Below are 25400 nucleotides of genomic sequence, written 5' to 3' on the forward strand. Positions count from 1 at the left end.
TATTTCATTTTCTATTTTTGGATATAAACTCGGCAATTTTAAATGACTGCAGCATACTATTTGGATCAGCAATTCCCTTTCCTGCAATATCAAATGCTGTTCCGTGATCTGGCGAGGTTCTAATTATTGGCAATCCGGCGGTAAAATTAACTCCTTCGTTGAAATTCATAAGTTTAAAAGGAATTAAAATTTGATCATGATATAACCCAATTGTTACGTCGAATTTTTTATATAAATTATTTCCGAAAAATGCGTCCGGAACGAAAGGTCCAAATACAACTTTGTTTTTTTTTATAAATGGATTAATAATTTTAATTTCCTCTGTTCCAATCTCGCCGTTTTCGCCGGCGTGCGGATTTAAGCCCAATAAAGCAATCTTAGGATTCAAAATTTTAAAATCTTTAATCATACTGTTATAAATTACATCGAATTTTTCTTGAAGTTTATGTGATGTAATATTTTTTGATATTTTATTTATAGGAATATGTATAGTTACTAATCCCGCTTTCATCTTTTTACTTAAAAACATCATTGCGTATTTGGAAACACCGAAATAATCTGCTAATAATTCTGTATGTCCGGGGAAATTAATTTTTGCTTTATGTAAGGCATATTTTGAAATGGGTGCTGTAATTATTGTGTTAACTTTTCCATCCTTTGCAAAATTACACGCACTTAATATTGATCTAAAACCTATTTTTCCGGAAGCTGCAGTTGGTTTGCCGTAATTTTGATTTGAATTTCCTAAATCATAAATCAAAATATCATTTGAGTTTTCTTCTTTTAGATTTTTAGAAAAATGAAAATTGAATTTAGGTGAAACAATTTTTAATGTTTCATTAAAAATATTTTTGGGACAAATAAATACTATTTGGGAATGATTTTTCGACGGGATTTTATTAATTGTTTTTATTACAATTTCAGGACCAATTCCATTAACATCGCCGCATGTAAATGCAAATTTTCTCATATTCAACGAACTAAACTAAATTTACCTGTTCCGCTTGTATCTTTGAATATATAATCTCTGCTTATTTTTTCATAATGCCAAATTTCCATTATCTCATTTTTTTCTGAATAATTTCTTTCAACTGAACTCGGCTTTCCGTAAGTTATGTAAATTCTGCCTCTATCTGTTTCAGCCCCGTCAATAGAATTTAAGGACGAAAAATTTTCAATTGCATAATCGGCACGAGTGTAATATTCATTCATAGCAAAATTAAACTTTGTTCCGTTTGTTGGATATTTAATATTCCAGTAATCGAATAATCCTTCATAATATTTTTCCTCATCTCTAAAGAGCAAATCCTTTACCACTTCATCATCATCAATGTAGCTTATTAGTTTTATGGCATACTCAGGATTGTACAATACCTTTGGTTTATTTATCCACACAACTTCAATCGGGTATTTAGATTTTTCGTTTTTCAAAGAAAATTCAATCTCATATTTTCCTTCAACTAAAAGATTTGAAAAATTTGAAATTGTAAATATCCTTTGAGCTTTTTTCTCTTTATTCTCTTTAATTAAAAATGAGTTGTTATTATTTACGATGTTTATTGTTCCATCGAAATAATCATTTGAAGAATCTTGTAAAATTACTTTTTCTGCTTTATTTATTGAATACTTTAAGCTGCTAATTGTTGTATCATTAACGCATACAATCATTTCAAAATTATTCGGTGAAAGAGGTATAGAATTTGAAAAATTAACTAAGCTGATTTCATCTTTGTTTGAGTTATTTTTTTCTACAAAGAAAGGCGGACTAACTTTTTTACTTACTAAGTTTTCAACATTAATTTTATATGGAGGCAACTCGAATTGACCATCAACTCCCTCAATAAGTAAATTTGCATTTAAATTATATTTTCCGGGTATCATATCAAATTCTATTATATCTTGACAATAAACAGAATTATTCTTGGTCAATTCGTAATCATTTGTTGTAACAGTTGAGGATTTAATTTCACGCAAAATAAACAGCGTTGAATCATAAAATTCTACCGACAATGAAAATTTTGCTTCATAACTTTCATTTAATTTTGTAAAAAGCAGAATGTCATAAGGAATTCTATAAGTCAGAATTTCTTTTTGCGAATCATTAACTAAAATTGAATGATGTTCAAGAAAAACCGGTATACTCTTTTCTTTTTCTTGAGCGAATAATAGAAATGCCGACAGCAGAATTATCACTAAAATTTTGTAATTCAATTTTTTCCTAATTTTTCTATTTCTACCTTTAGAAAATAAAATAGTTTCAAATAAAAATTAGCTATTCATACTTTGCAAAAACTCTTTATTGTTTTTTGTACCGCGCATTTTATCTAATAAAAAGTCCATTGCTTCTATCGTATCATAATTACTTAAAAGTTTTCTTAAAATCCACACCTTATTTAATTCCTCTTCTTTCATAAGCAATTCTTCTTTTCTGGTTCCGGATTTATTAACATCGAAAGCAGGGAAAATTCTTCTATCGGATAAAGCGCGATCCAATACTATTTCCAAGTTTCCGGTTCCTTTGAATTCTTCAAAAATTACTTCATCCATTCTGCTTCCCGTATCAATAAGCGCAGTAGCGAGAATTGTTAAACTTCCGCCGTCTTCAATGTTTCTTGCGGCGCCAAAAAATCTTTTTGGTTTATGCAGAGCATTGGAATCAACACCACCGGATAATATTCTTCCGCTGTGCGGCTGAGTTGTATTATGCGCTCTAGCAAGTCTTGTGATACTGTCTAATAAAATTACAACGTCATCGCCTGCTTCAACCATTCTTTTAGCTTTTTCAATAACCATATTTGCAACTTGAACGTGTCTTTCCGGCGGTTCGTCAAATGTTGAACTTATTACTTCTGCCTGAACTGATCTCTGCATATCAGTTACTTCTTCCGGACGTTCATCTATAAGCAGCATAATTAATTTAACTTCGGGATTGTTTCTTGTGATAGAGTTCGCGATTTTCTGAAGTAAAACTGTTTTACCGGTTTTGGGCGGCGAAACGATTAATCCTCTTTGACCTTTTCCGGTTGGAGCTAATAGATCCATAATCCTCATTGAATATTCACCGGGCGCGGATTCAAGCTTAATTCTTTTTGTAGGATAAAGCGGAGTTAAGTTATCAAATAATGTTCTGCCTCTAATTTCTTCGGGATCTTTGCCATTAACGGCTTCAACTCTTAACAAAGCGAAGAATCTTTCACCTTCTTTTGGAGGACGAACTTGACCGCTTACATGATCTCCCGTTCTTAAACTAAATCTTTTTATTTGAGATGGTGAAACATAAATGTCATCCGGCGAAGGTAAATAATTATAATCTGAAGATCTTAAAAATCCATATCCGTCGGCTAATACTTCAAGCACACCTTGAGAGAACGTTAATCCGTCCTTTTTTGTCTGCGCTTCAAGTATTTTAAATATTAATTCTTGTTTTCTTAAATCGTTAACGCCGGTTAAACTATATTCCTTCGCAATTTGAAGTAAGTCAACGATTTTTTTTGACTTTAGGGTGGAAATATCCATTGGCATAAGAACCTACTAATTTTGTTTTAACATGAAATTTTTTTTGACAAGATTTATTTTGGGGTTTTTGAAAAAATTTATGAATTATTTAATTATGAATTAACTGAATGGACCAAGAGGTACATCCAAAAATAAAATTTATTATACCATAAAATCAAGTTATTTTTTTAGAAGTTTCAATTTTATTTCACCAAGAAGATACATACTGCCTAGTACAACAAGACAGTTATCTTTGTTTGCTTTTGAATTTATAAAATTGAAGATTATTTCTTCCGGATCATTCTTCACAGCAGCAGTAATCTTTAACAATTTGGTAATTGCTAAAAGATGTTCTGTCTTTTCACCGCGCTCATTATTTACTTTGGTAATTATTATTTTATCAAAATATGGTTTCAATAAAGATAACATTCGACTGTTATTTTTATCATTTAACGCACCATAAATCAATTTTATGTTTTTAAATCTTAAAAATTCTTTTTTAAATTGCTTTATGAAAGATTTAATGCCTTCAATATTGTGAGCTGAATCAAATATAACTTGAGGAATTTGAGAAAACCTTTCATATCTGCATTGTAAACCGGAGTTTACAATTACATTATCGAGACCGAGCTGAATTAATTTAAAGTCCAAATGAGGAATAATTTTTTCTAAACTTTTAATTGCTAAACCCGCGTTATAATATTGATGAACACCGGATAAGTTTTTAATCTCAAATTTTACAAATTCGTCATTCATTCTTAATTTAAAATAATTCTTATAGACTTTAATCTCATTTTTAATTTCTATCAACTCTGATTTTTTTTCATCCGCAACTTTTGAGATTACGGTTAACGCGGCATTTGGTATTTTTCCAACTATTACTTTTGTTTTGTTTTTAACAATTCCCGCTTTTTCAAAAGCAATTTTTTCAATTGTCTTACCTAAAATATTTGTGTGTTCCAGACTGATACTTGTAATTACAGAGATCAGCGGATTAAGTACATTTGTTGAATCCAATCTTCCGCCAAGTCCGGTTTCAATAACTGCGTAATCAACCTTTTGATCCGCAAAGTATTTGAACGCCAAGGCGGTTGTAATTTCAAAAAAAGTGGGCTGTTCTTTATCAATATAATTTTTATTCTTGTTAAGGAATTTTAAAACTTCATCGTCGCTTATTTCCTTACCGTTTATTCTAATTCTTTCGTTAAATTTAATAAAATGAGGCGAAGTATATAAACCGACTTTATAACCGCACTCTTGTAAAATACTTGCGGCAAAAGAACAAGTGCTTCCCTTTCCGTTTGACCCGGCAACATGAATAGAATTAAAATTATTCTGCGGATTACCAATATGATCCAAAAGACACAAAGTTTTTTCCAAACCTAATTTTACGTGAAACTGTTTGAGTGAGTAAATTTTTTCTAATGCTAAATCAATGTTCATTCAAGTACGCGTGAAGATATTAAATCCGATATTTTATCTAATGAGGTTTGTTTACAGTAATTAATTAGTCCGTCAATAATTTCCAAACTTGCTTTTGGATTTACAAAATTCACTGTTCCCAATTGAAATGCCGAAGCACCAACAATCATAAATTCAACCGCGTCTTTCCAATTCATAATTCCGCCAATTCCAATTATTGGAATATCAACATTTCTGCTTATCTCTAAAACTTTTGCAAGCGCTACAGGTTTAATTGCCGGACCGGATAAACCGCCGGTTATATTTTTAATTTTTGGTTTTCTTGTATAAATATTAAAGGAAGTTCCAACCAATGTGTTTATCGCGGATACCGCGTCGCCGCCTTCCTTTTTAACAACCAAGGCAAATTCCGAAATATTTGAAGTATTAGGCGAAAGTTTTATAATTATCGGTTTGTCGGTTTTCTCTCTGACTTTTTCAGTAATTTTTCCAACCATGTTTATATCATTGCCGAAAATTAATCCACCTTCTCTAACATTTGGACATGAAACATTAATTTCATATCCTTTAATTGCTTTTTGTGATTCCAGAATTCCAACACATTCAACATATTCTTCAATTGAACTTGCGGCAATGTTGCAAATCAATGTAGAATTTAAATTTTCAAGAAACGGTATTTTTGTTTTGATAAATTCTTCAACGCCGACGTTTGCCAAACCTATCGCGTTTAACATTCCAGAAGGTGTTTCAGTTATTCTTTGGGGCAGATTTCCTTTTCTTGGTTGTAATGAAATTGATTTTGTTATTATCGCGCCGATCTTACTTAAATCAGTAAATTCAGATATCTCATTACCATATCCAACTGTACCTGACGCAAGCATAATAGGGTTTTTTAACTTTAACGGACCGACATTGACGGATAAATCTATTTCATTCATATTTTAATGTCATTTATATTGAAAATTGGACCATCTTTACAAATCAGTTTAAATGATTCCGAGTTGTTATGTTCAATTGGGCAGCCTTGACAAATTCCAAATCCGCAAGCCATTGATGATTCCATTGAAACTTCACAAGCAATGTTTTTATCTTTCAAATAATTCTGAAGAGCTCTAAACATCGCGTTAGGTCCGCATGCAAAAATTTTTGTTTTTCCAGAATTTATTTTTTTCAACTCATCGTCAAGTAAATCAATAACATTCCCCTTTTTACCAATTGTGCCGTCTTCAGATGAAAATAATACATTTTTCAAACCATAATCATGCGCTTCATTTTTGGATCTTATCCCAAACAAAACTTTATAATTTTGATTTGTGATATGTTTAATTAAAAACGGAAAGGGAGCTATTCCAATTCCTCCTCCGAGCATAATTAAATTTTCAATATCTCCGCTATGATCAAAACTATTTCCAAGCGGACCAAGTAAATTTATTTTTTCTCCGGATTTTTTCTGGGATAAAATTGTTGTGCCTTCACCAACTAGCTTATACATAAAGAAAATTTTATTTCCATTTACATCAGAAATGCTGAAAGGCCTTCGCAACAGAGGGAAGTAATTTTCGTTAACTTGAATGTTAAAAAATTGGCCGGGTTTTAAATAATCAAATGTTTTATCTGATTCAACTCCAATTACAAATGTATTTTCAGCAATTTCAACATTAGAACAAATCTTAAAATCTTCTATGAACACAAATTTCTCATATAATATTATTTTGAATATTTTTTTTCAGCATCCGAAATTTTATCCAATCTTTTTTGATGACGTTCGCCTAAAAAAACACTGTTTAACCAAACACTCAAAATTGATTTAATGCTTTCTTCTCCCAATGTTTTTGCGCCAATAACCAAAACATTAGAATTGTTATGCTCCCTTGAACTTTGTGCTGAAAACTCATTATAGCACGTTGCGGCTCTTATTCCAGGAATTTTATTTGCGGTTATTGCCGAAGGAATTCCCGTTGCGTCTATCAAAATTCCAAAGTCGGCATTACCGTTTTTAATTTCTTCAGCGACTTTTATGGCAAAATCAGGATAATCGCAAGAATTTTCGTTATCGGTTCCAACGTCCAAAATTTCAAATCCTTGAGATTTTAACAACTGAATAAGAATTTGTTTAATCTTATATCCGGTATGATCTGAGCCAATAACCAATTTTCTTTTAGCTAAATTCTTTTCGCTTAATTCTAAGATTGATTTTTTACCGTCAATTTTAATAAGCTCAACCGAATTTTCTTTTATTTTATCTAATGCAGCAGGAGTAAAAATTTCATTTCCGGAAATCTCAAATTTATATTTTCCTCTTCTTAAAAGGTTAATTATATCAATTTCGGTAATTACTTTTTTATTTGCCATATTTAAAGAAGATTATCCTTATTGTTCATCTTCAAATAATCAACGACATGTTTAACATCTTGAACATTATCTCTATTGCATATCAGCAGCGAATCGTCTGTTTCAATAACAATAATATTTTCTAAGCCAACTAAAGCTGTAAATTTTTTAGGATTGAATACATAGCTCCCGAAAGTATTTTCGGTATAAACATCTCCAATTTTGGCATTGCCATTTTCATCTTTACCCGAAAGCTGATAAACTTCTTCCCAGCTTCCTACGTCGCTCCAATCAAAATTACCGCTTACTAAAAATACTTTGTTGGATTTTTCCATAATGCCGTAATCTATTGAAATACTTATGAGCTGACCATATACTTTTTCTAAAGTTTCATCAAAATTTTTGGTCGAAATTGTTTTTTCAAGTTCAATCATTCCATCATAAAGTTCTGGCAAGTACAAACTAATTTCATTTAATATAACATCGGTTTTCCAGATAAACATTCCGGAATTCCAGAGAAAATCACCTGCTTCTACAAATCTTTTTGCGGTTGAAAGATTTGGTTTTTCCGCAAAAGTCTGAACTTTATAAACATTATTCTCAATTTTCCTTTCTACAATTTGAATATAACCGTAACCGGTTTCAGGTCTTGTTGGTTTAATACCAATTGTAATTAATCCATCTGTTTTATAGGCAAAATTTGCGGCAGTAATTAATGTTGTTTGAAAACCTTCTTTATCTTGAATTAAATGATCTGCAGGAAGAATTATTGTAACCGCATCCTTAGATTTATTATGGATTAAAATTGACGCAAGTCCGATACAAGCCGCTGTATTTTTGCCAAATGGCTCGGCGATAATATTTTCTTTAGGTACTTGATTAAGCTGATCAACAATGCTGTCTTTTTGAATTTGATTTGTAATTACGTAAATATTTTCGTTTTTAATTAGTCCTTCTAATCTATTAACCGTATCTTGAATCATGGTATTCTGACCAAAAATCTGAATAAGCTGTTTCGGCTTTTCCCGTCTGCTTCTCGGCCAAAATCTCGCACCAACACCCCCAGCCATTATGACTGCAAATAATTCCATAAAATTATTTATTCTCCATTTTTGTGTGTTAAGATATGTTAGATTTTTAATTATGAAAGATAAGTATTTTCATCGGATTATTGAATGTTAAATACAATAAATATTACTAATATTTTGATCTAAAAAGCCAATTTGAAAAATTTCTTTAAATATAAATTCTTGGAATTCTTTTGCTGATTGAGCATGTAATTTCATATGGAATTGTATTTAAAATTTTTGACCAATCCCAAGCATCGATTTTTAATTTACCTTTTTTGCCAAGTAAGATAATTTCATCATTCAGTTTATTATTTAGTTTTAAACTTATGCTAATCCTATCCATTGAAATTCTGCCCAACTGAGTCGAAAGTTCATTACCATTTATTACTTTAATTTTATTACTCAAATTTCTTGATAATCCATCGGCATAACCAATTGGTAAGGTTCCTATTTTCATATTTTTTTCAGCTTTAAATAACCTGCCGTATCCTACGGTTTCGCCTTTTTTTATTTCCATAATATTAGAAATTCTTGTTTTAATTGCCATAACAGGTTTTAAGTTTATTGATTCTGTAGTTTCCAATGAAGGAAAATATCCATAAAGTGAAATTCCCGGACGCACCATATCAAAATATGATTTGGGTAAATCGATTATTGCTCCGCTGTTGGCACAATGCGCATATCCGTAATCAATATTTTTATTTTTGAGTTCTTCTACAATTTTTGCAAATCTCTGAAGCTGAAGATTTACAAAATCTTTATTAAATTCATCGGATGTTGCAAAATGAGTATAAATTCCGTCAATTTTAATATTTCTGATTTTTGAAAGTTTTTCAATATTAATAACGGCATTTTCGAATCTGATCCCTAATCTATTCATCCCGGTGTTGATATTAACGTGTACCTTAATCTTAAAATTCAATTTATGTTTTCGAAAATCTTCAAGTTGAGTTTCAGAAGTTATTGTTGGAATAATATTTTTATAATGTGTAACATGCTTAATATCCATTGGCGCAAAACACAAAATCGGTTTAGAAGTTGTTTTTGATTTTTTCAATTCTAAAGCCTCACATAGGAGAGCAACACCATAATATTCCGGTGGATTTTGAAGTTTTTCAAGTGTTTTAACACATTCAATCATACCATGACCGTAAGCGTCGGCTTTTACTACCGCCATAACTTTTTTTCTTGTCTTTCGTCTTATTGTATTATAATTGTGTATTAGATTATTAAGGTTAATTTCAGCTATTGTTGAATTCATAATTTTAGTTTAAAGTAATTTTATTTATAAATTTATTTAATTCATTCATTAAATTGGAGTAAAAATGTTAGTTACAACAACAAATACAATTGAAGGTAAAAAAATAACAAAATATTTGGGATTAGTTTCCGGCGAAGCAATACTCGGCGCAAATATTTTTAAGGATTTATTTGCCGGTATCAGAGATATAATTGGCGGTAGATCGGCTGCTTATGAAAATGAACTTAGAAAAGCGAAACAAATTGCAATTGAAGAAATGATTGAGCAAACAAAATCTTTAGGCGGCAACGCTATAATCGGTGTAGATTTGGATTATGAAACAATTTCAACAAACGGAAGTATGTTAATGGTCGCGGCAAGCGGAACCGCTGTTTTAGTAGAAGGTTAATTTATTTTTTTTACTCCGATTTTATTAAAAAAATCGGAGTAAGTTTTAATTTTTTAATTAGAATGACAACTGCATAACAATTTGAAAAACATTATTGTCGACTGTAATATTCGGCTCACCGGTTATAATATAAGCGGCAGTAATTTTTCCAGCATTCCATTTAGACGGGAAAAGAGAATAAGTAGCACCAACAGTTATAAAATTTAATTCAGTATCATCAAGATCTGTATTTGCGTCATAAATTTCATATCTTGCAATAGCTTCAAGGCAATCTAAAATTTTATAACCTCCTAAAAGATAATAACCCATTTGCGACAAATCGGAATTGTCAATTGTGTTTGTCCATCCAATAAATTCAGCTTTTACTTTAAATTTGCCGGGTTCAAAATAAGCATAAGCATTATAAGCGCTATATTCATTTATTTCTTTATTACCAATGCCGTAGTAACCGCCAACTTCCAAACCTTTCAGCATTTCAGGTTTATAAGCTAACATTCCGCTTACCGCAAATCCTCCGTTTTGAATTTGTGATCCAAGTACTTTATTTGTCACATTTACTGATCCATCACCATTATGCAAAGTTACATTGGCTTTTAATTCGCCGATATTTGCAGTAAGATCCATTCCATAATCTCTAAAATCAGTCCCGATAGTATTAGCCGCCCATCTATCCGCAGAATAAGCTCTTTCAGTAATATCAATGCTGCCGGCTCCGGTTAATCCGGCTCCTCTTACTCCTGCGCCAATAAATCTACCTGCAGATAACGTAAACATATTGCTAAGCGAATATTCAATTTTTGCATCCAAAAGTTTGAAACTAGTCAATTCAAGTTGAACAATACCTTTCATTTTTGTACCGAAATTTGACGTTGCTATTAATCTTGCCCTTCTAATCCCCCATCCTAGTGAATTTGTATCTGCGCCATTAATTTGACCGTAGCTTGTCCATGCTTGTATTAATCCGCCGACTTTAACGCTAAATTCCGGTGTTTCTTGTGCAAATGTTAATGAAGTAATAAAAGTAAGTAAGAAGATAAGTATTGATGCTTTGTGCATTTTTTTCATTTTCCCCCCGATTTGTGTTGCATAAAAATTTTACAATAATTTTAGTTAGCATAAAGACTAAAATAATATGCAAATAATTATTATTATCGAAAGATTTATATTATTTATAAGATTTATAAACTAATATTTGTAAACACTTCCACCAATAAATTCTCTTAAAACCGAATCTTTGGGAATCGGTGATTCATCGCTAAATTCTATTATTTCTTCCATAAAATTACAAATTCTTTCCGCACGTAAAAAAGCATCTTCTTTTAAAGGATTATCTTTGAATTTATTTTTCCAAACTTTGAACTTCTCAAATAATTTTGTTTTATACAAAGATAATTCATAAGGCATTGCGCTATTAATGATAAAATCTGCAGAATTAGCAAAGGGAATTATATTTCGTAATTCACTCGAACGTACATAATGCCAATGTTCCAAAGTCTGCAACGGATCATACGCTCGATGAACAGAATCCCTTAACATTCTTCGCATAAGTCTGATATCCGTCCATTGAATATATTTATTGTTTTTATCTTTCATCTGAAGCAATGGTTCCAAGTATAATTTAAATTTTACTTCTCCTGGAATTTCTTTGCTGAATGCGGGAAATAAACCGTGCAAACTATCAATAAGTATTATTTCATTTTCTCTTAATTTCATCGGTGATTTGTCCATGTACCTTTTCCCAAGCCTAAAATCATAAAAAGGAATTTTAACTTCTTCACCGTTAGAAAGTTTTAACAAATGCTCATTTATTAATTCCAGATCAAGCGCTTGAGGAGTTTCAAAATCGTAATCTCCAAATTCATCCTTAGGATGATCTTCTAAATCAAAGAAATAATTATCAACATTTACAGTGGCAAATTTTAATCCGTTTTTTTTTAATCTTTCTTCAATTTTTATTGTTGTAGTTGTTTTCCCCGAAGAAGAAGGTCCGCTAATAAAAACCATACGTAATTTATCACTTCTTTCAAGTATCATATCGGCAGCTGTATCTAAATCGTCTTCGTAAGCCGCTTCCGATTCATGCACTATATGCGGAAATTCATTATTATTTATTCGTGTATTGTATTTTTCAATTGTATTTAAATTATGAGTAGAAGCCCAATCTAATACTCTCCAGATTTTTGCCCAAGGAATATTTTCATCCGGTTTAGACGCAATTTTTGCTTCTGACATTCTGCTTTTATTTCTTTCATCTCTATACAAAATAAATTCTTTGGCAACTTTTGCGTGTCCATTTTCAATAAGTATTTTTTCAACGGCATCTTGAATTTCTTCAATATTTGGAACGTGATCATCAGAAAATTTCTTTTCCAAATAATCTATAACTTTATCAGCTAAAATTTCGGCGCGTTCTTTATCTCTTCCGCCAACAGAAATAGCGGCTCTGTAAATCGCGTTAACAATTCTAATTTTTGTGAACGGAACAATAGCACCGCTCCTTTTAACAACATTTTTAAATTTAGACATATGCAGCTCTTTTTTTAATGAACATTTTATATTCAATCAACATGCTTAACTTTAAATCCCTTTTTCATCCAGCCTTTGGCTAAAAGTAAACCTATTGGACTTATTATCGCAATTAATCCATAAATAAACCACATTGTTTCTGTATTTAATTCAGAAATCGGAGTATCGGCTGGGCAATAATTCATCAAAAACCAACCTGAATATAAACTTGTAATAACTTTTGTTAAAAACCAAGGAAATTGCCCGATTCCCATATAAATTCCGGTCATATTTTTCGGTGCAATTTCAGCAACCCATTGCAAAAATCTTGGCTGCCACATTGCTTCGCCAATTGTCATTATAATTAAATATGCCATCAATGTTTCAAAAGTTGGTCCCAAAGCTAAAATGAATGTCGGAAAAGCCATTACAAAAGTTCCGGCGATCATCATATTATATGTATCTTTTTTAGATGTTAACGCAGTAACCATTGGCGTAAGAATAAAAATTAAAATCGGATTAAGGTTTACAAAAAATTCAAAATTTTCTCCGACAAATCCTTCGAATGCTCGGCTTGTATAAAGAGGTATGGTTAACCAATTGTGCGCAAATAAAGTTTGAACAAAAATTAATATAAAGACGAAGTATAGAAATCTTAAATCCTTTAGAGGAAAATTTTTAATGTAATACATAAATTTTTCTTTACCGGACATTTCCAACATTGGATCAACTTCTTCTACCTTATTTTTATCCGTATTTAAATCGGCTAACGCCTTTGTCATTGCTTTTTTAGTAATTATAAAATATACAGCGGCAATTCCAGCAACAGTTAAAATTACATAAACCCAAAATACACCGGTAATTTCAAATGCTTTTCTTATTGGAGGTGAAATAATTCCTGGTAAAAATCCGCCAAGATTCATTAAGGCATAAAGCATTGCGTAACCCATTGCCGAGGTTTTTTCATCTGTCAATTGCTTAACTCCGGCATAACAAGCAGGCTGATAAATTCCGTATCCCAATACAATTCCAAAAATTCCCAACATTGCATAGATGTGTGCGGAATTCCATAAACCAGAGACACCAATTGATGGAGATATTGTTAAAATAATTCTACCGACCAGCATAAGTGAAAGTGCAATAAGCAAGGATTTTCTTAATCCTATCCAATCTACTGTTGCTCCGAGGAATAGCATCGCGATAGTAATTCCGGCGGTTAATATTCCAACCATTCTTCCGGCGTCAATATCATCAAGTTTTATATATTCATTAAAAAATATTGCTAGTAAACCAACAACGCCAAAATATGTCAATCCTTCTAAAACATAAGATAGATTTATTCCAAATAAAGCTTGAGAAGTCTTTGACAGATCAATAAACGGCTGAGTTAATTCCATTACAATATTATCAAAGAATGAAACCTTGCCAATTACTTTGCTTTTATTTTCCTTGGTAAAAATTGTAAATAAAAATGCGGCTAGCGGAATTGCCAACGCAAGTAAAATAATTATAAAAGCATTTTCTTCGTTTAAGAAAAAATAAATTACTATTATTGGAAGTAATGCTGCAAGCGCCGTTAATAAAATTGAATTAAGTTTTTTTTGAATAGCCAATCTTGCTGTACCAAGAACAAAAAAAATATAAAAAATTACGGATAGACCGACAAGTACAACATATAAATCTTTCATTTCTCACCCTTATATTATATTAACTTCAAATTCCAGATTAATTTTAAAATTTAAAAAAACTTTCTCTTTTATTTCAAATGCTAAATCGATTATTTCAGATCCCTTTGCATTCCCATAGTTGACTAGAACAAGCGCCTGTTTGGAATGAACTCCTGCATCATTTGTTCTTTTTCCCTTAAATCCGCACTTTTCTATCAACCATCCGGCAGGAATTTTGTAATTGTTTTCATCAATTTTATAGAATGGCATATCGCTGTTTTCAACTGCCAATAAATTAAAATGCTCTTTACTTATTGTTGGATTTTTAAAGAAACTTCCCGCATTCCCAATTTCCTTTGGATCAGGCAGTTTGCTTGTCCTTATCTTTCTTACAATTTCACTTATTATTTTTATATCGATATTTTTATAACCATGTTTTGATATTTCATCTTGAATTGCTTTGTATGATAAATTTACTTTAGGATTTAGATTAAGTTTAATAATAACTTTTGAAATTATTAATTTGTTTTTAAACTTCCTCTTGAAAATACTATCGCGGTATCCAAATTCACTTTCGTTTTTACTAAAAATTAATTTTTCATTATTTAGTAAATCAATTCCTTCCAAACTTACAAATACTTCTTCAAATTCAGTTCCATATGCACCAATATTTTGAATTGGCGCCGCGCCGACTGTTCCCGGTATCATAGATAAATTTTCAATTCCGCCGTAATTTTTATCAACGCAAAATTTAACCAAGTCATCCCAAATTACTCCGCTTCCAATTTCTAAAAAAACATTTTCTGATGTTCTATTAACTTCAATAATTCCATTGATCGATGATTGTAAAATAGTTCCATTAAAATCCTGAGTAAATAAAATATTGCTTCCGCCGCCAATAATTAAATATTCATCATTATCATTTTTTGCGTCACATAAAAAATTTTTTATTTCATTTTCGTTTTCAAACTTTATTAGTTTTTTTGCCGAACACTCGATTCCAAAGGTGTTTAATTTCTTTAATGAAATATTTTCAAAAGTCCGCATAATTTAAAAACTTCTCCAGTCAATATTTTTTATTTCATTTCCATCTGATGATAAAATTACAGCACAATTTAAATCGGTTCTTAAAATTTCAATTTGTTTTAGTTCTAATCTACGTATAACTTCGTTTGATGGGTGTTTAAATTTGTTCATTATTCCGGCACTTATCAACGCAATTTTAGGATTTACAAGATTCAAAAATTCATCGCTTGTTGAACTTTTACTTCCATGGTGACCGATCTTTAATACATCGGATTGCAGCTCACTTGAATAATTTTCAATCAAAAATTCTTCCATTTCCAATTCGGCATCACCAACAAATAAAAATGAATTTTTTCCGTATTCTATTTTAATAATTCCGCTATTATCATTACTGCTCAGGTTCATTGAATTTAATTTTGTGGTATCATTAAAAAAAGTAATTTTAGTTTTCCCGATATTAAAAGTCGTATCGGAATAGCTAAAGTATTTCATATTATTAGAATCTAAAAAATCCTCAAAAGTTTTATCTTTAATATCATTATGTATTTTTGGTTTATATAATTTCCCAATAAGATTTTGATCAATTAAATAAATGCTTCCGCCAAAATGATCAGAATCTAAATGTGAAATAAATGCGTAATCTATTTTATCAATTCCTAATCTTTGCAAAAGCGGATAAATAATATATTTTCCGCAATCAAAATAATCAGTAAAATTTCCGGCGTCAATTAATGCAATTTTATCATTGGGAAATTTAACTAAAAAAGAATCGCCTTGCCCAACATCAATTGCTAAAATCGTAAGTTCATTTTTAGGTAAAATCGATATGTTGTCTAATTTATAAAGAAAAAGTGAGACTAATACCGCAAATGAAATTGCAAAAAATTTTTTCAATCCATTTAAATATTTCATGAAAATGAAAATCAATAAAATCGTGAAATAGAAAATCAAGCCGTCATATATAGAGAAATTAAAAATATCTAAATGAGAAAAATTCAGCTCGGATAAAATTTTTACAATTAAGAAATTTAACGAAATTAAAAACATATTTGCTTCGGCGAAAACAGAAGCAAAAGGAATTGATATATAACCAATGATTATGGAAATAATTCCGGTCGCGACATTTATTCCAATAATTGGAATAACAATAATATTCGCAAGTATTGAAATTATTGACAATTTATTAAAATAGTAGAGTGTAAACGGTAAAGTGCCTATTTGCGCCGCAATTGAAACAGATGCAAAGATTAAAATATTTTTCAGATATTTGTTTATCTTCAGTTGTTTTACGGCATTAGAAAACATTGGGAAAATAATAAGTATAGAAAGCACGGCAGAGAATGAGAGTAAAAATCCCGGATTAAAAAGTTCTAAAGGATTTAAAAGTAAAATTATAAAAGCCGCGATTGACAAGGAATTAATTCCGTTTGAACTTCGTCCGGAAAGCTTGGCTGTAAAAATTATTATCGCCATTACCGAAGCTCTAAAAACTGAAGGAACACCTTTTGTGATGATAAGAAAAAGTATAATTCCGGCAATTGCAATATAGTATTTATAACGCAATTCTATTCTTCCGGATAACGCGAAGATAAAAAAAACTATAAATCCCACGTGCAAGCCGGAAACCGCAAGGACATGAATAACTCCGGAATTGATAAATTCAGATTTTAAATCCTGACTAATATCAGAACGGTCGGCAAGAAAAATACCTTTTATAAAACCTGCATATTCTTCAGTGTAAATTTGTTTTATTTTATTATCAATTGATCTTCTTATTTCAAAAATTGAGTTTAAGATGTAATTAAAATTTTTGTCAATTATTTCCAATCCATCAAAGTCATAACAATTTATTATACCGGAAATTCCATTAATATTTAGATAATTTTTATAATCAAACTCCCCCGGATTTCTTTGTCCTTTCGGTTCTAGAATCGTTCCAACAAATTTTATTTTATTTCCTATTTTAATTTCATCATAAATCTTTTCAACATTATTCAATGTATCCTTCCAAAATCTGCATAAATAAATTGAATTTTTATTGTTAAGTGATTTGCCATTAATTTCAGTCAAATTTAGTTTTATTGTAATTCGATCGGCCTCAATTAAGTTAATATCGTTAATTGTTCCTGATATATTTTCATTTCTTATTTTGGGTAAATTAAACGGAAACTTTGCTATCGTCATTTTCTGAACAGCTAATGCAGTAATTCCCAAAAGAAATGAGAACAAAAATATTGCGATGCTTTTTGTTATTTGAATTTTAGAATTTTTTACGAAGACAGAAATGACTAAAATAAATAAAGTGAAAACGAAAATTAAAATTATATATAATAATGAGAAACTAAATATCTGCTGTAAAATTATTCCAAAACAAAATGCTGTTACTATTTTTATTATTGGATATTTATCCACTAATAAAGCTCCAAAATTGCGTCCCTTATATGTGATAAGTTTGTAATTCTGTTGGATAATCTTTCCGCGTATTTTCCCGCTGTTATCGTTAATGAAGGATTTGTAGTATGCGATTTTACGGAAAGATCTTCCAAATTTCCGTGATCGGAACAAACGAGCAATGTAAAATTATCCGGAATGTTTTTAATAACGTAATATAAAAATTGGTCAAGTACGTTAAGTCTGTCTTCGAGTGTTTCAATATTTCGTCCGTGACCCAAATGATCAGTTAAAAAATGTTCGAAAAGTGTGAAATGATTTTGTTCGGCAATTTTAAATAATCTTTTTGCCGCAGTTTCAGGTTTAATAATTGGAATGTTATAACCGAGTTTATTTACCCAGCCATCGTTATCAATTTCTGCGCTTAACGCTTCGCCTTTTCTTAATTCTGTGGCTCCGTTGAGTGGAACTTTGCTCAACATACAGCTTAAACTTGTTACGCTGAGTCTTTTTTTACCCGATTCAATATATTCAAAGAAAACTTTGGGATACGCGTTAACAAATGTTACTTTCTTTTTCTTTTTCTTAAACTGAGCAAAAATATTTTGGATCTTAATAATTGGAACTAATGTGCTGTGCGGGAATGGGCCAAAATGATGTCCTACAATTCTTGCTGCATTTACTCCGCAGAAAATTGAAGTTTGTCCGGTACCGCTTTGAGGTAAATCGGGAATATCCATTAAAGGATCAGAAGGAAAAATGAATCTCCCATCTTTATTCATTTTTTGTTTATCTAACGATGGAATATTTCCGAAAAGTTCCGTAAAAGTTTTAAATGGATATTTAAAGAATGGATTTATGTTGGGATCAGATTTACCTATTCCAACTCCATCAAGAAATATTAAAATGGTAGAATGCAATTTTATACTTCTTATTTTATTAATAATTTAAATTACAAACATATTTATTTAGATTCAACAAGCAGAGTTACCGGTCCGTCATTAATTATTTTCACTTCCATCATTGCGCCGAAAACACCTTGTTTGATTTTAGAATCTCCAATATGGCGCTTCATTTCATCAATAAATAATTTGTATAATTTATCAGCCAATTCAGGTTTCGCGGCTTTACTATAACTTGGACGATTTCCATTTTTGGCATCGCCATATAACGTAAATTGGGATATTATCAGCACTTCGCCATTTACATCTTTTACCGATAAGTTCATTTTTTGATTTTGGTCTTCAAAAATTCTAAGATTCGCACATTTTTCAGAAACGAACAAAACTTCTTTCTCCGCATCATCTTCGCTTACTCCCAGAAGAATTACCATTCCTTTATTTATTTTCTGCAAATAAGAATTTTCTTTCACAAAAACATGACCTTCAGTTACACGCTGGACTAATGCCCTCAATTTTTATCTCCGTAAACAACTCTTTCTATTTCTAAATAATCCTTTACTAATTTAATATTACTAAAATTATTATTTTCTAAAATTTCTTTTACTTTACCGGATTGAGAAATTCCAACTTCAAAATAAATTTGACCATTAGATTTTAATAGCGATTTTGATTTTTCGGAAATATTCCTGTAAAAAGTCAATCCGTCATTGAAATCAGTCAATGCGATGTTTGGTTCAAAATCAGTTAATTCCTTTTCCAACAAATTATATTCATCAATTTTAATATAAGGCGGATTCGAAACAATAATATCAAATTGATGATTTTCCGAAATTAAATATTTATTAAAATCCGAGTTAATAAAATTTATTCGGTCGCTTACATTATTTCTTTCTGAATTAAACTTAGCAATAGCAATCGCGTTGCCGCTAATATCAATTGCAACAATTTCAACATTTGGCAAATTTTTTGCCAATGCAATTGGAATGTTTCCGCTTCCCGTTCCAATATCTAAAATTTTTACTTTTGTATTTTTATCGATATTCGAAATTATTTGATCAACAAGAATTTCAGTTTCCTGCCTTGGGATAAGAACATTTGGATTTACTGAAAAATTTAATCCATAGAATTCAACATTTCCAATAATATACTGAAGTGGTTCTCTTTTTCCTCTTCTTGCTATCAATTCTCTATATTTATTTATTTCTATTTCCTTTAGTGGCTGGTCGTACTTTAAATACAAATCCAATCGTTTGCAATTTAATAAGTTTGCAAGCAATAGTTCAGCATTTAATCTGGGGGATTCAACACCTTTGGTATTAAGGTATTCAGCAGAAAGTTCTATAAGTTGAAGAATAGAATACATTGAACAAAATTTAAAATTACATTTAAAAGTTTACTAAATTTTCTAATAAAGTAAATTAATAAATTCTATTTTTTATTTTCTTGATAAACCTTAACAATGTAATCCGCAATAGCTTCTGCTTCCTTTGGTTTCAAACCTTGATTTGGCATTGCCGGTAATTTTGGATTGATTTTTCTTGGATTCATAATAAAATTTATCAGCTCGGCGCGTTTGCCGTCGTATTTTGGCAAGACTTCATTATAAGCCGGACCAACAAGCTGTGAATCAAATCTATGGCAGGCAATACATTTTGCGTTAAAGATGTCTTCACCACGTATTTCAACAACTTCAGTGATTCCGGCATCTTCTTTTATCTTGGCCGCAAATAATTTATATGCTTTTTCCTGCTCAAAAACATTCTTTACGTTTTTTGTTTCAAACGCCATTTGGTCTTTATAAATAAGTAAGGAGGATAAAATTAAAAAAACAAAAACAGCTGTACCGCCAAGATTTACTTTTGATTCTTTGTACATTAAATAAAATAAAATACTAATCATAAGCATGAGCATCATTATTATTGCGCTAACAATAAATACCGAAAAGGATAATGAGTGGACCGGTTCATTAAGAAGAGAAACGACAAACAATAAAGGCATTAAAAATGTAAAAATTATTCCGGTTTTAAGAATGAACATTTTAATATAATCTAAATAATCTTTACTCCTATGTACTGCGTCGATTTTAAAATATTTAAAAGTTACAGCCGCGCAAGTAATTGCCAATGAAAACGAAACATAAAATAAGAAAAATAAAAAGGTATCAGTTGAAAAAATAATTTTTTCTATACTGCTTTCAAGAATTTGAGTATTGGCAATTTTAATAATTCCTAACAAAATATATGAAACGATTAAGAACAAAAGCAAAGCTGCCCAACCGGAGTATGAAAGTAATTTACTGTTACTGTTTCTGAAATTTTCAAATTCACCGACTAATTCTTTATCTTTTATATCAACACTATTAACTAGTGAGAAAATATTTTTAAGCGCAAAACTGTATTTGTAAATATATAAATTGAAAAGTGCGGCGATAAATAATAGCAGACTAAAAACAAAATCGGGAGTAAAATTTAATTGCGTTCCATATAGAAGTTGAGCAAAAACAAATGTAAGACTAAGCATTGGTACAATGCCAAGAGCAATTGTCATTGATTTATTGATTGTAAAAATATCTATCAATTCTTTTGCAAATATTAACGATTTTTTATCATTATATTTTTTACCCTTACTAAAATGCATTAAGGAAAACAATGTTGAACCAATCAGCACACTTAAATAAGGTAACAGTAAAACCATTGTTAGGAAAAACAAATATTTAAGCAGCATAAGATGCGTAGGCGATTGTGGAAAAACTATATCTTGAAGTATATCCATTAAAAATTTCCCTAATTTTTAGATTAAAGTTTCTGCTGTTATTAACAAAAGAATACTTAAAACGTACAGATTTATTATTACAAATTTATTTCTGAAAATATTATTCTGTTTGTCTTTTGATTTGCTAAACGTAAAGAATATTGATAAAAATCCAAAAACGATAAATAAAAATATTGTAAAAATACTATAGGAATTTTCCAATACAGGAAAAATAAAACTTGAAAAAACTAAAACAACCATTAGTAAATATGTGATATTTTCTATCTGAGAATGTGAAAATATATTTGATAAAGTCGGAAATCCGGCTTTTTTATATTGATCGTCGTACATTAAAACAAGCAGCCAAAAATGCGGGATTTGCCAAATAAATAAAAATCCTGAGAGTGATAAAATTCTTACATCAAATAAATTTCCTCCGGCAGCAGCCCAGCCTATCATTGGTGGCAAAGAACCAACTAAAGAACCCGGAATTATTGCAAAGGGTGAAATATTTTTCAAAGGAGTATAAACCGCATTGTACCAAATTAATGTAAATAATCCTAAAAGTAGAACAGTTACATTTACTAAAGATAAAATAAATGAACCAATAATAATTAACAAGGATGTAGCAATTAAAGCATACCTTGATGAAATTCTTCCTGAAGGAATCGGTCGTGAAATCGTTCGCTGCATTTTACCGTCTAAATTTCTTTCCTGATATTCATTTAAAGCAGAAGCTCCGGCGGCTAAAAATATAACTCCAAGTGATACAATAAAAAGATCATAATTTATTTGACCGTTATAAAAAATAAATCCAACAATAGTTGTAACGGAAACAAAAAAAGTTATTCTAAATTTTGTCAGTTCAAGTAAAATATTTTTATGTAGAAGTAAGAATTGTAAAAAGCCTTTTGGGTTTTCAATTTCATTACTTTTCCTTATTTGATTTGTTGAACTTAATATTACAGACATTCTAATTCACTTTCATTTACTTGCAATTTTAGATTTTTGTTCTTCATACCATTTATTAAAATCATTTTCATTAAGTACAATTAGTTTTGTGTACATTCCAGAATGATCAAGTCCGCAATATTCGGCACATGCAATATTATAACTTCCTTCTTTATCAGCTTTAAGTACCATGTAATTTTGTTTTCCGCCAATAACATCTTGTTTAATTCTAAATGCAGGAATAAATAAAGCATGATTAACATCATTTGATTTAAGATTTAATTTTATACTTTTATTTTTGGGTATGTAAAGAGTATCCAAATTCAATCCATTTTCATAAACAAAATCCCAGTTCCACATTCTTGCGGTTACATTTATTTGCATCGCATCTTTAGGAACTTCTCTGAATTTTTTAAAACCAATAAACCCGTAATAAAACATTGACATCGCAAGTAATAAAGGTATTATGAACCAAACTGTTTCCAAAAGAATGCTGCCGTGTATATCAACAGGTTTATGCCCTTTCTTTCTGTTATACTTAAAAACGAAATAAATCATTGTTATTGTTATGCCAAAAAGGAAAATAAAACCAATAATGAAAAGATATAACATTGTTGAATCGACATAATTTGCATATGAAGACGGATTTGAATTCATTTTTATTACCTATAGAAATAATCAAAAAACGTTAAAGCAAATATTACAAATAATGTAAATCCGCTAATTATTAAAAATACTTTGAATATCGGATCTTCAAATTTTATATGCATAAAAATATTTATTACAAGTGAAGATTTAATCGCGGCAATTAGCAATGCAATAGCTAATGTAAAATTTCCCAAATTGATTCCGGCAATACTAACTGTAATTGATGTAAAAGCAATTAAACTTACCCAAACCAATAAATATTTGTAATAACTAATATTATGTTCAGCTTGTTGATGATCGTTGCTCATTAAATCTCCTACTGAATAAGATAAAAAAGTGGAAAGAGGAAAATCCAAATTAAATCAACTAAATGCCAATACAAACCCGCATTTTCTAATTTTACATAATTATCTTTATTAACAGAACCTGTAATAATGAAACCTAGAACAATAGATAAAAATATTACTCCAATTATTACGTGCAGACCATGAAGTCCAGTCATTATATAATATAAACCGTAAAATATAACTTGACCATTTGACAATTCTAATAAATGCTCACTTCCCGGATAAATACCATGATGAATTTTTGAAGACCATTCAAAGTACTTATTAATCATAAATGATAAGGCTAAAATATTTGTCATTACCAACAATAATATCGAAAGAATTCTATTTCCCTTTTGCAATGCGGCAATTGAAAGAGCAACAGTTAAACTGCTTGTTAATAGAATAATTGTATTTAATGCGCCGACAGTTGTATTTAGCTCCATCGCGGCAACCCTAAACTGTGAAATATATTCATGCCTATACACGGCGTAAACTAAAAACAAACCTCCGAATAGTAGAAGTTCTGTAAATAGAAATAGCCACATTCCCATTCTTGAACCAACATCATCTCTATGTTTATGTACTGCAATAGAATGGTCACTCATAAGTTTCTCCTTTAGGAACATATTTCATTGTTTTAAGTTGACTAAAATCATAAGGTTCGTGAGTAACTGTTGGAATTTCATCAAAATTTTCCAAAGGCGGAGGTGATGCAACATGCCATTCAAGTGTTACTCCTCCCCAGGGATTTGCTTCGGATTTTTCACCTTTTAATAACGCTGATACAAAATTATATATGATCAAAATAATTGTTGTAATCATGATCCAAGAACCGATTGTAGAAATAAGCTGAAGCGAAGCAAACTCGGGAAGATAATCATAATATCTTCTCGGCATTCCTTCGTAACCCATAATAAATTTAGGGAAATATAAAGTATTGAAGGCAATAAAAAATAATAATGCGTTTATTTTCGCGAGTTTTAAATTATACATTTCCCCCGTCATTTTAGGAAACCAATAATATAAAGCCGCAAAAAATATTGTTCCTGTTCCGCCAAACATAACATAATGAAAATGGGCAACGACAAAATAAGTATCGTGAACATGAATATTTGTTACTAAAGTACCCAATATTAATCCGGTCAATCCGCCAATGGTAAACAGGAAAATAAAATTCATGACCCACAAAAACGGCGGTTGAGGATCAATTGAACCTTTGTACAAAGTTGCAACCCAATTAAAAACCTTAATCGCGCTGGGTAACGCAACCAAAAATGTTAAAAATGAAAAGACTAAAACAGCCATGTCACTCATACCGCTTGTAAACATATGATGAGCCCAAACTAAATATCCAATAAACGCGATTGCTAAACTTGACATTGCGACGGCTCTATAACCAAAAATTGTTCTTCTGGCAAAAGTGGGAATAATTTCGGATACAACACCCATCGCAGGTAAAATCATTATATAAACGGCAGGATGAGAGTAAATCCAAAATAAGTGCTGAAATAAAATTGGGTCACCGCCCAATGCGGGATCAAATACGCCAACACCGAAATATCGTTCCAAAATAACAAGAACTATCGTAATTCCAATTATTGGAGTCGCAATTATTTGTATCCAAGCAGTGGCATAAGTTGACCAAACAAATAAAGGCATCTTGAAGAATGTCATTCCCGGCGCTCTTAACCTATGCACTGTTGTTACAAAATTCAATCCAGTAAGAATGGATGAAAATCCTAAAACGAAAGCTGCAAAAATTGCCATAGATACATTAGTCGTTGTCCTAACACTGTAAGGCATATAGAAAGTCCATCCTGTGTCAATTGGTCCGCCTTTAATAAATAAAGAGACCAGCACTAAAACAGTACCAATTAAATAAATCCAAAATGATAAAAGATTTAATCTTGGGAAAGCTACATCTTTAGCTCCAATTTGAAGAGGTAAAAAGAAATTTCCAAAAACAGCGGGAATACCCGGAATGATAAACAAAAAGATCATTATAACACCGTGAAGAGTAAAAATGGTATTATAAGTTTGTGCATCCATTATAGTTCTTCCGGGAGCAATTAATTCAAGTCGCATTAACACGCCAAGAATTGCTCCAGTGAAAAAGAAAATAGAAATCGCTATTAAATACATCAATCCAATTCTTTTATGGTCAGTACTAAGCAGCCATGAAAGAATGCCATTTGCTTTTTTTGTCGTTCCTTCTTCGTAAAATGATTTTTCAGAAATTGCAATTGTTCCGTTTGCCATTCAA

At 30.6% G+C, this 25400-nt stretch carries 24 protein-coding genes; 1 reads left to right on the top strand and 23 read right to left on the bottom strand.

Annotated elements, in window-relative coordinates:
• Window positions 1-4: 4 nt before the first annotated feature.
• The 9 genes from pdxA to alr all read right to left on the bottom strand — a co-directional run bounded on the left by pdxA (window position 5) and on the right by alr (window position 9579).
• Window positions 5-970 (bottom strand): 4-hydroxythreonine-4-phosphate dehydrogenase PdxA, encoded by a 966-nt coding sequence (pdxA, locus tag IPK06_05620; GenBank protein MBK7979470.1) that lies wholly within the window; start codon window positions 968-970, stop codon window positions 5-7.
• A 2-nt stretch (window positions 971-972) separates the two neighbouring features.
• Window positions 973-1668 (bottom strand): GWxTD domain-containing protein, encoded by a 696-nt coding sequence (locus IPK06_05625; GenBank protein ID MBK7979471.1) that lies wholly within the window; start codon window positions 1666-1668, stop codon window positions 973-975.
• A 600-nt stretch (window positions 1669-2268) separates the two neighbouring features.
• Window positions 2269-3516 carry a transcription termination factor Rho gene (rho, locus tag IPK06_05630; GenBank protein MBK7979472.1) on the bottom strand — a complete coding sequence of 416 codons (1248 nt, stop codon included), beginning with the start codon at window positions 3514-3516 and terminating at the stop codon, window positions 2269-2271.
• Window positions 3517-3675: 159 nt separating this feature from the next.
• Entirely contained in the window at window positions 3676-4938 is a 1263-nt protein-coding gene (locus tag IPK06_05635; GenBank protein MBK7979473.1) for a bifunctional folylpolyglutamate synthase/dihydrofolate synthase, read from the bottom strand.
• Window positions 4935-5855: a dihydroorotate dehydrogenase gene (locus IPK06_05640; protein ID MBK7979474.1), complete on the bottom strand. Its 921-nt coding sequence runs from the start codon at window positions 5853-5855 to the stop codon at window positions 4935-4937. The genes IPK06_05635 and IPK06_05640 overlap by 4 nt, the downstream gene beginning before the upstream one ends.
• The gene (locus IPK06_05645) at window positions 5852-6607 is read right to left on the bottom strand and encodes a dihydroorotate dehydrogenase electron transfer subunit (GenBank protein MBK7979475.1); all 756 of its coding nucleotides are present in this window, start codon (window positions 6605-6607) and stop codon (window positions 5852-5854) included. The genes IPK06_05640 and IPK06_05645 overlap by 4 nt, the downstream gene beginning before the upstream one ends.
• 17 nt (window positions 6608-6624) lie before the next feature.
• Complete coding sequence (gene rpiB / locus IPK06_05650; protein MBK7979476.1) at window positions 6625-7269, bottom strand: ribose 5-phosphate isomerase B; 645 nt, start codon at window positions 7267-7269, stop codon at window positions 6625-6627.
• 2 nt (window positions 7270-7271) lie between these two features.
• Window positions 7272-8339 (bottom strand): mannose-1-phosphate guanylyltransferase, encoded by a 1068-nt coding sequence (locus IPK06_05655; protein MBK7979477.1) that lies wholly within the window; start codon window positions 8337-8339, stop codon window positions 7272-7274.
• Between the two features lie 145 nt (window positions 8340-8484).
• Window positions 8485-9579 carry an alanine racemase gene (alr, locus tag IPK06_05660; GenBank protein ID MBK7979478.1) on the bottom strand — a complete coding sequence of 365 codons (1095 nt, stop codon included), beginning with the start codon at window positions 9577-9579 and terminating at the stop codon, window positions 8485-8487.
• Between the two features lie 64 nt (window positions 9580-9643).
• Between alr and IPK06_05665 the strand changes: the two genes are divergently transcribed.
• The gene (locus IPK06_05665; protein MBK7979479.1) at window positions 9644-9967 is read left to right on the top strand and encodes a heavy metal-binding domain-containing protein; all 324 of its coding nucleotides are present in this window, start codon (window positions 9644-9646) and stop codon (window positions 9965-9967) included.
• A 57-nt stretch (window positions 9968-10024) separates the two neighbouring features.
• On the opposite strand, the gene IPK06_05670 is transcribed toward IPK06_05665, so the two are convergent.
• The 14 genes from IPK06_05670 to ctaD form a co-directional block, all read right to left on the bottom strand.
• Window positions 10025-11032, bottom strand: a complete 1008-nt coding sequence (locus IPK06_05670; protein ID MBK7979480.1) for a hypothetical protein — start codon at window positions 11030-11032, stop codon at window positions 10025-10027.
• Between the two features lie 120 nt (window positions 11033-11152).
• Complete coding sequence (locus IPK06_05675) at window positions 11153-12493, bottom strand: response regulator SirA (protein ID MBK7979481.1); 1341 nt, start codon at window positions 12491-12493, stop codon at window positions 11153-11155.
• 32 nt (window positions 12494-12525) lie between these two features.
• Window positions 12526-14160 (bottom strand): MFS transporter, encoded by a 1635-nt coding sequence (locus IPK06_05680; protein MBK7979482.1) that lies wholly within the window; start codon window positions 14158-14160, stop codon window positions 12526-12528.
• 9 nt (window positions 14161-14169) lie between these two features.
• Window positions 14170-15186 (bottom strand): UDP-N-acetylmuramate dehydrogenase, encoded by a 1017-nt coding sequence (gene murB / locus IPK06_05685; GenBank protein MBK7979483.1) that lies wholly within the window; start codon window positions 15184-15186, stop codon window positions 14170-14172.
• A gap of 3 nt (window positions 15187-15189) precedes the next feature.
• Window positions 15190-17577 (bottom strand): DNA internalization-related competence protein ComEC/Rec2, encoded by a 2388-nt coding sequence (locus IPK06_05690; protein ID MBK7979484.1) that lies wholly within the window; start codon window positions 17575-17577, stop codon window positions 15190-15192.
• Window positions 17577-18476 carry a metalloenzyme gene (locus IPK06_05695; GenBank protein MBK7979485.1) on the bottom strand — a complete coding sequence of 300 codons (900 nt, stop codon included), beginning with the start codon at window positions 18474-18476 and terminating at the stop codon, window positions 17577-17579. The genes IPK06_05690 and IPK06_05695 overlap by 1 nt, the downstream gene beginning before the upstream one ends.
• A gap of 44 nt (window positions 18477-18520) precedes the next feature.
• A complete protein-coding gene (locus IPK06_05700; protein ID MBK7979486.1) occupies window positions 18521-18970 on the bottom strand; it encodes a D-tyrosyl-tRNA(Tyr) deacylase in 450 nt (149 codons plus the stop codon).
• Window positions 18967-19821, bottom strand: coding sequence for a peptide chain release factor N(5)-glutamine methyltransferase (gene prmC, locus IPK06_05705; protein MBK7979487.1), 855 nt, complete (start codon window positions 19819-19821; stop codon window positions 18967-18969). Before prmC ends, IPK06_05700 begins: the two co-directional genes overlap by 4 nt.
• Before the next feature lie 65 nt (window positions 19822-19886).
• Window positions 19887-21230 carry a cytochrome c gene (locus IPK06_05710; protein MBK7979488.1) on the bottom strand — a complete coding sequence of 448 codons (1344 nt, stop codon included), beginning with the start codon at window positions 21228-21230 and terminating at the stop codon, window positions 19887-19889.
• Between the two features lie 18 nt (window positions 21231-21248).
• A complete protein-coding gene (locus tag IPK06_05715) occupies window positions 21249-22181 on the bottom strand; it encodes a protoheme IX farnesyltransferase (protein ID MBK7979489.1) in 933 nt (310 codons plus the stop codon).
• Window positions 22182-22193: 12 nt separating this feature from the next.
• Window positions 22194-22817, bottom strand: a complete 624-nt coding sequence (gene coxB / locus IPK06_05720; GenBank protein MBK7979490.1) for a cytochrome c oxidase subunit II — start codon at window positions 22815-22817, stop codon at window positions 22194-22196.
• A 5-nt stretch (window positions 22818-22822) separates the two neighbouring features.
• Window positions 22823-23116 carry a cytochrome C oxidase subunit IV family protein gene (locus IPK06_05725; protein ID MBK7979491.1) on the bottom strand — a complete coding sequence of 98 codons (294 nt, stop codon included), beginning with the start codon at window positions 23114-23116 and terminating at the stop codon, window positions 22823-22825.
• 8 nt (window positions 23117-23124) lie between these two features.
• The gene (locus IPK06_05730) at window positions 23125-23742 is read right to left on the bottom strand and encodes a cytochrome c oxidase subunit 3 (protein MBK7979492.1); all 618 of its coding nucleotides are present in this window, start codon (window positions 23740-23742) and stop codon (window positions 23125-23127) included.
• Window positions 23735-25396, bottom strand: a complete 1662-nt coding sequence (gene ctaD / locus IPK06_05735) for a cytochrome c oxidase subunit I (protein ID MBK7979493.1) — start codon at window positions 25394-25396, stop codon at window positions 23735-23737. Before ctaD ends, IPK06_05730 begins: the two co-directional genes overlap by 8 nt.
• Between the last annotated feature and the right edge of the window lie 4 nt (window positions 25397-25400).

The sequence above is a fragment of the Ignavibacteriota bacterium genome, from assembly GCA_016713565.1.
Classification (GTDB): Bacteria; Bacteroidota; Ignavibacteria; order Ignavibacteriales; family Melioribacteraceae.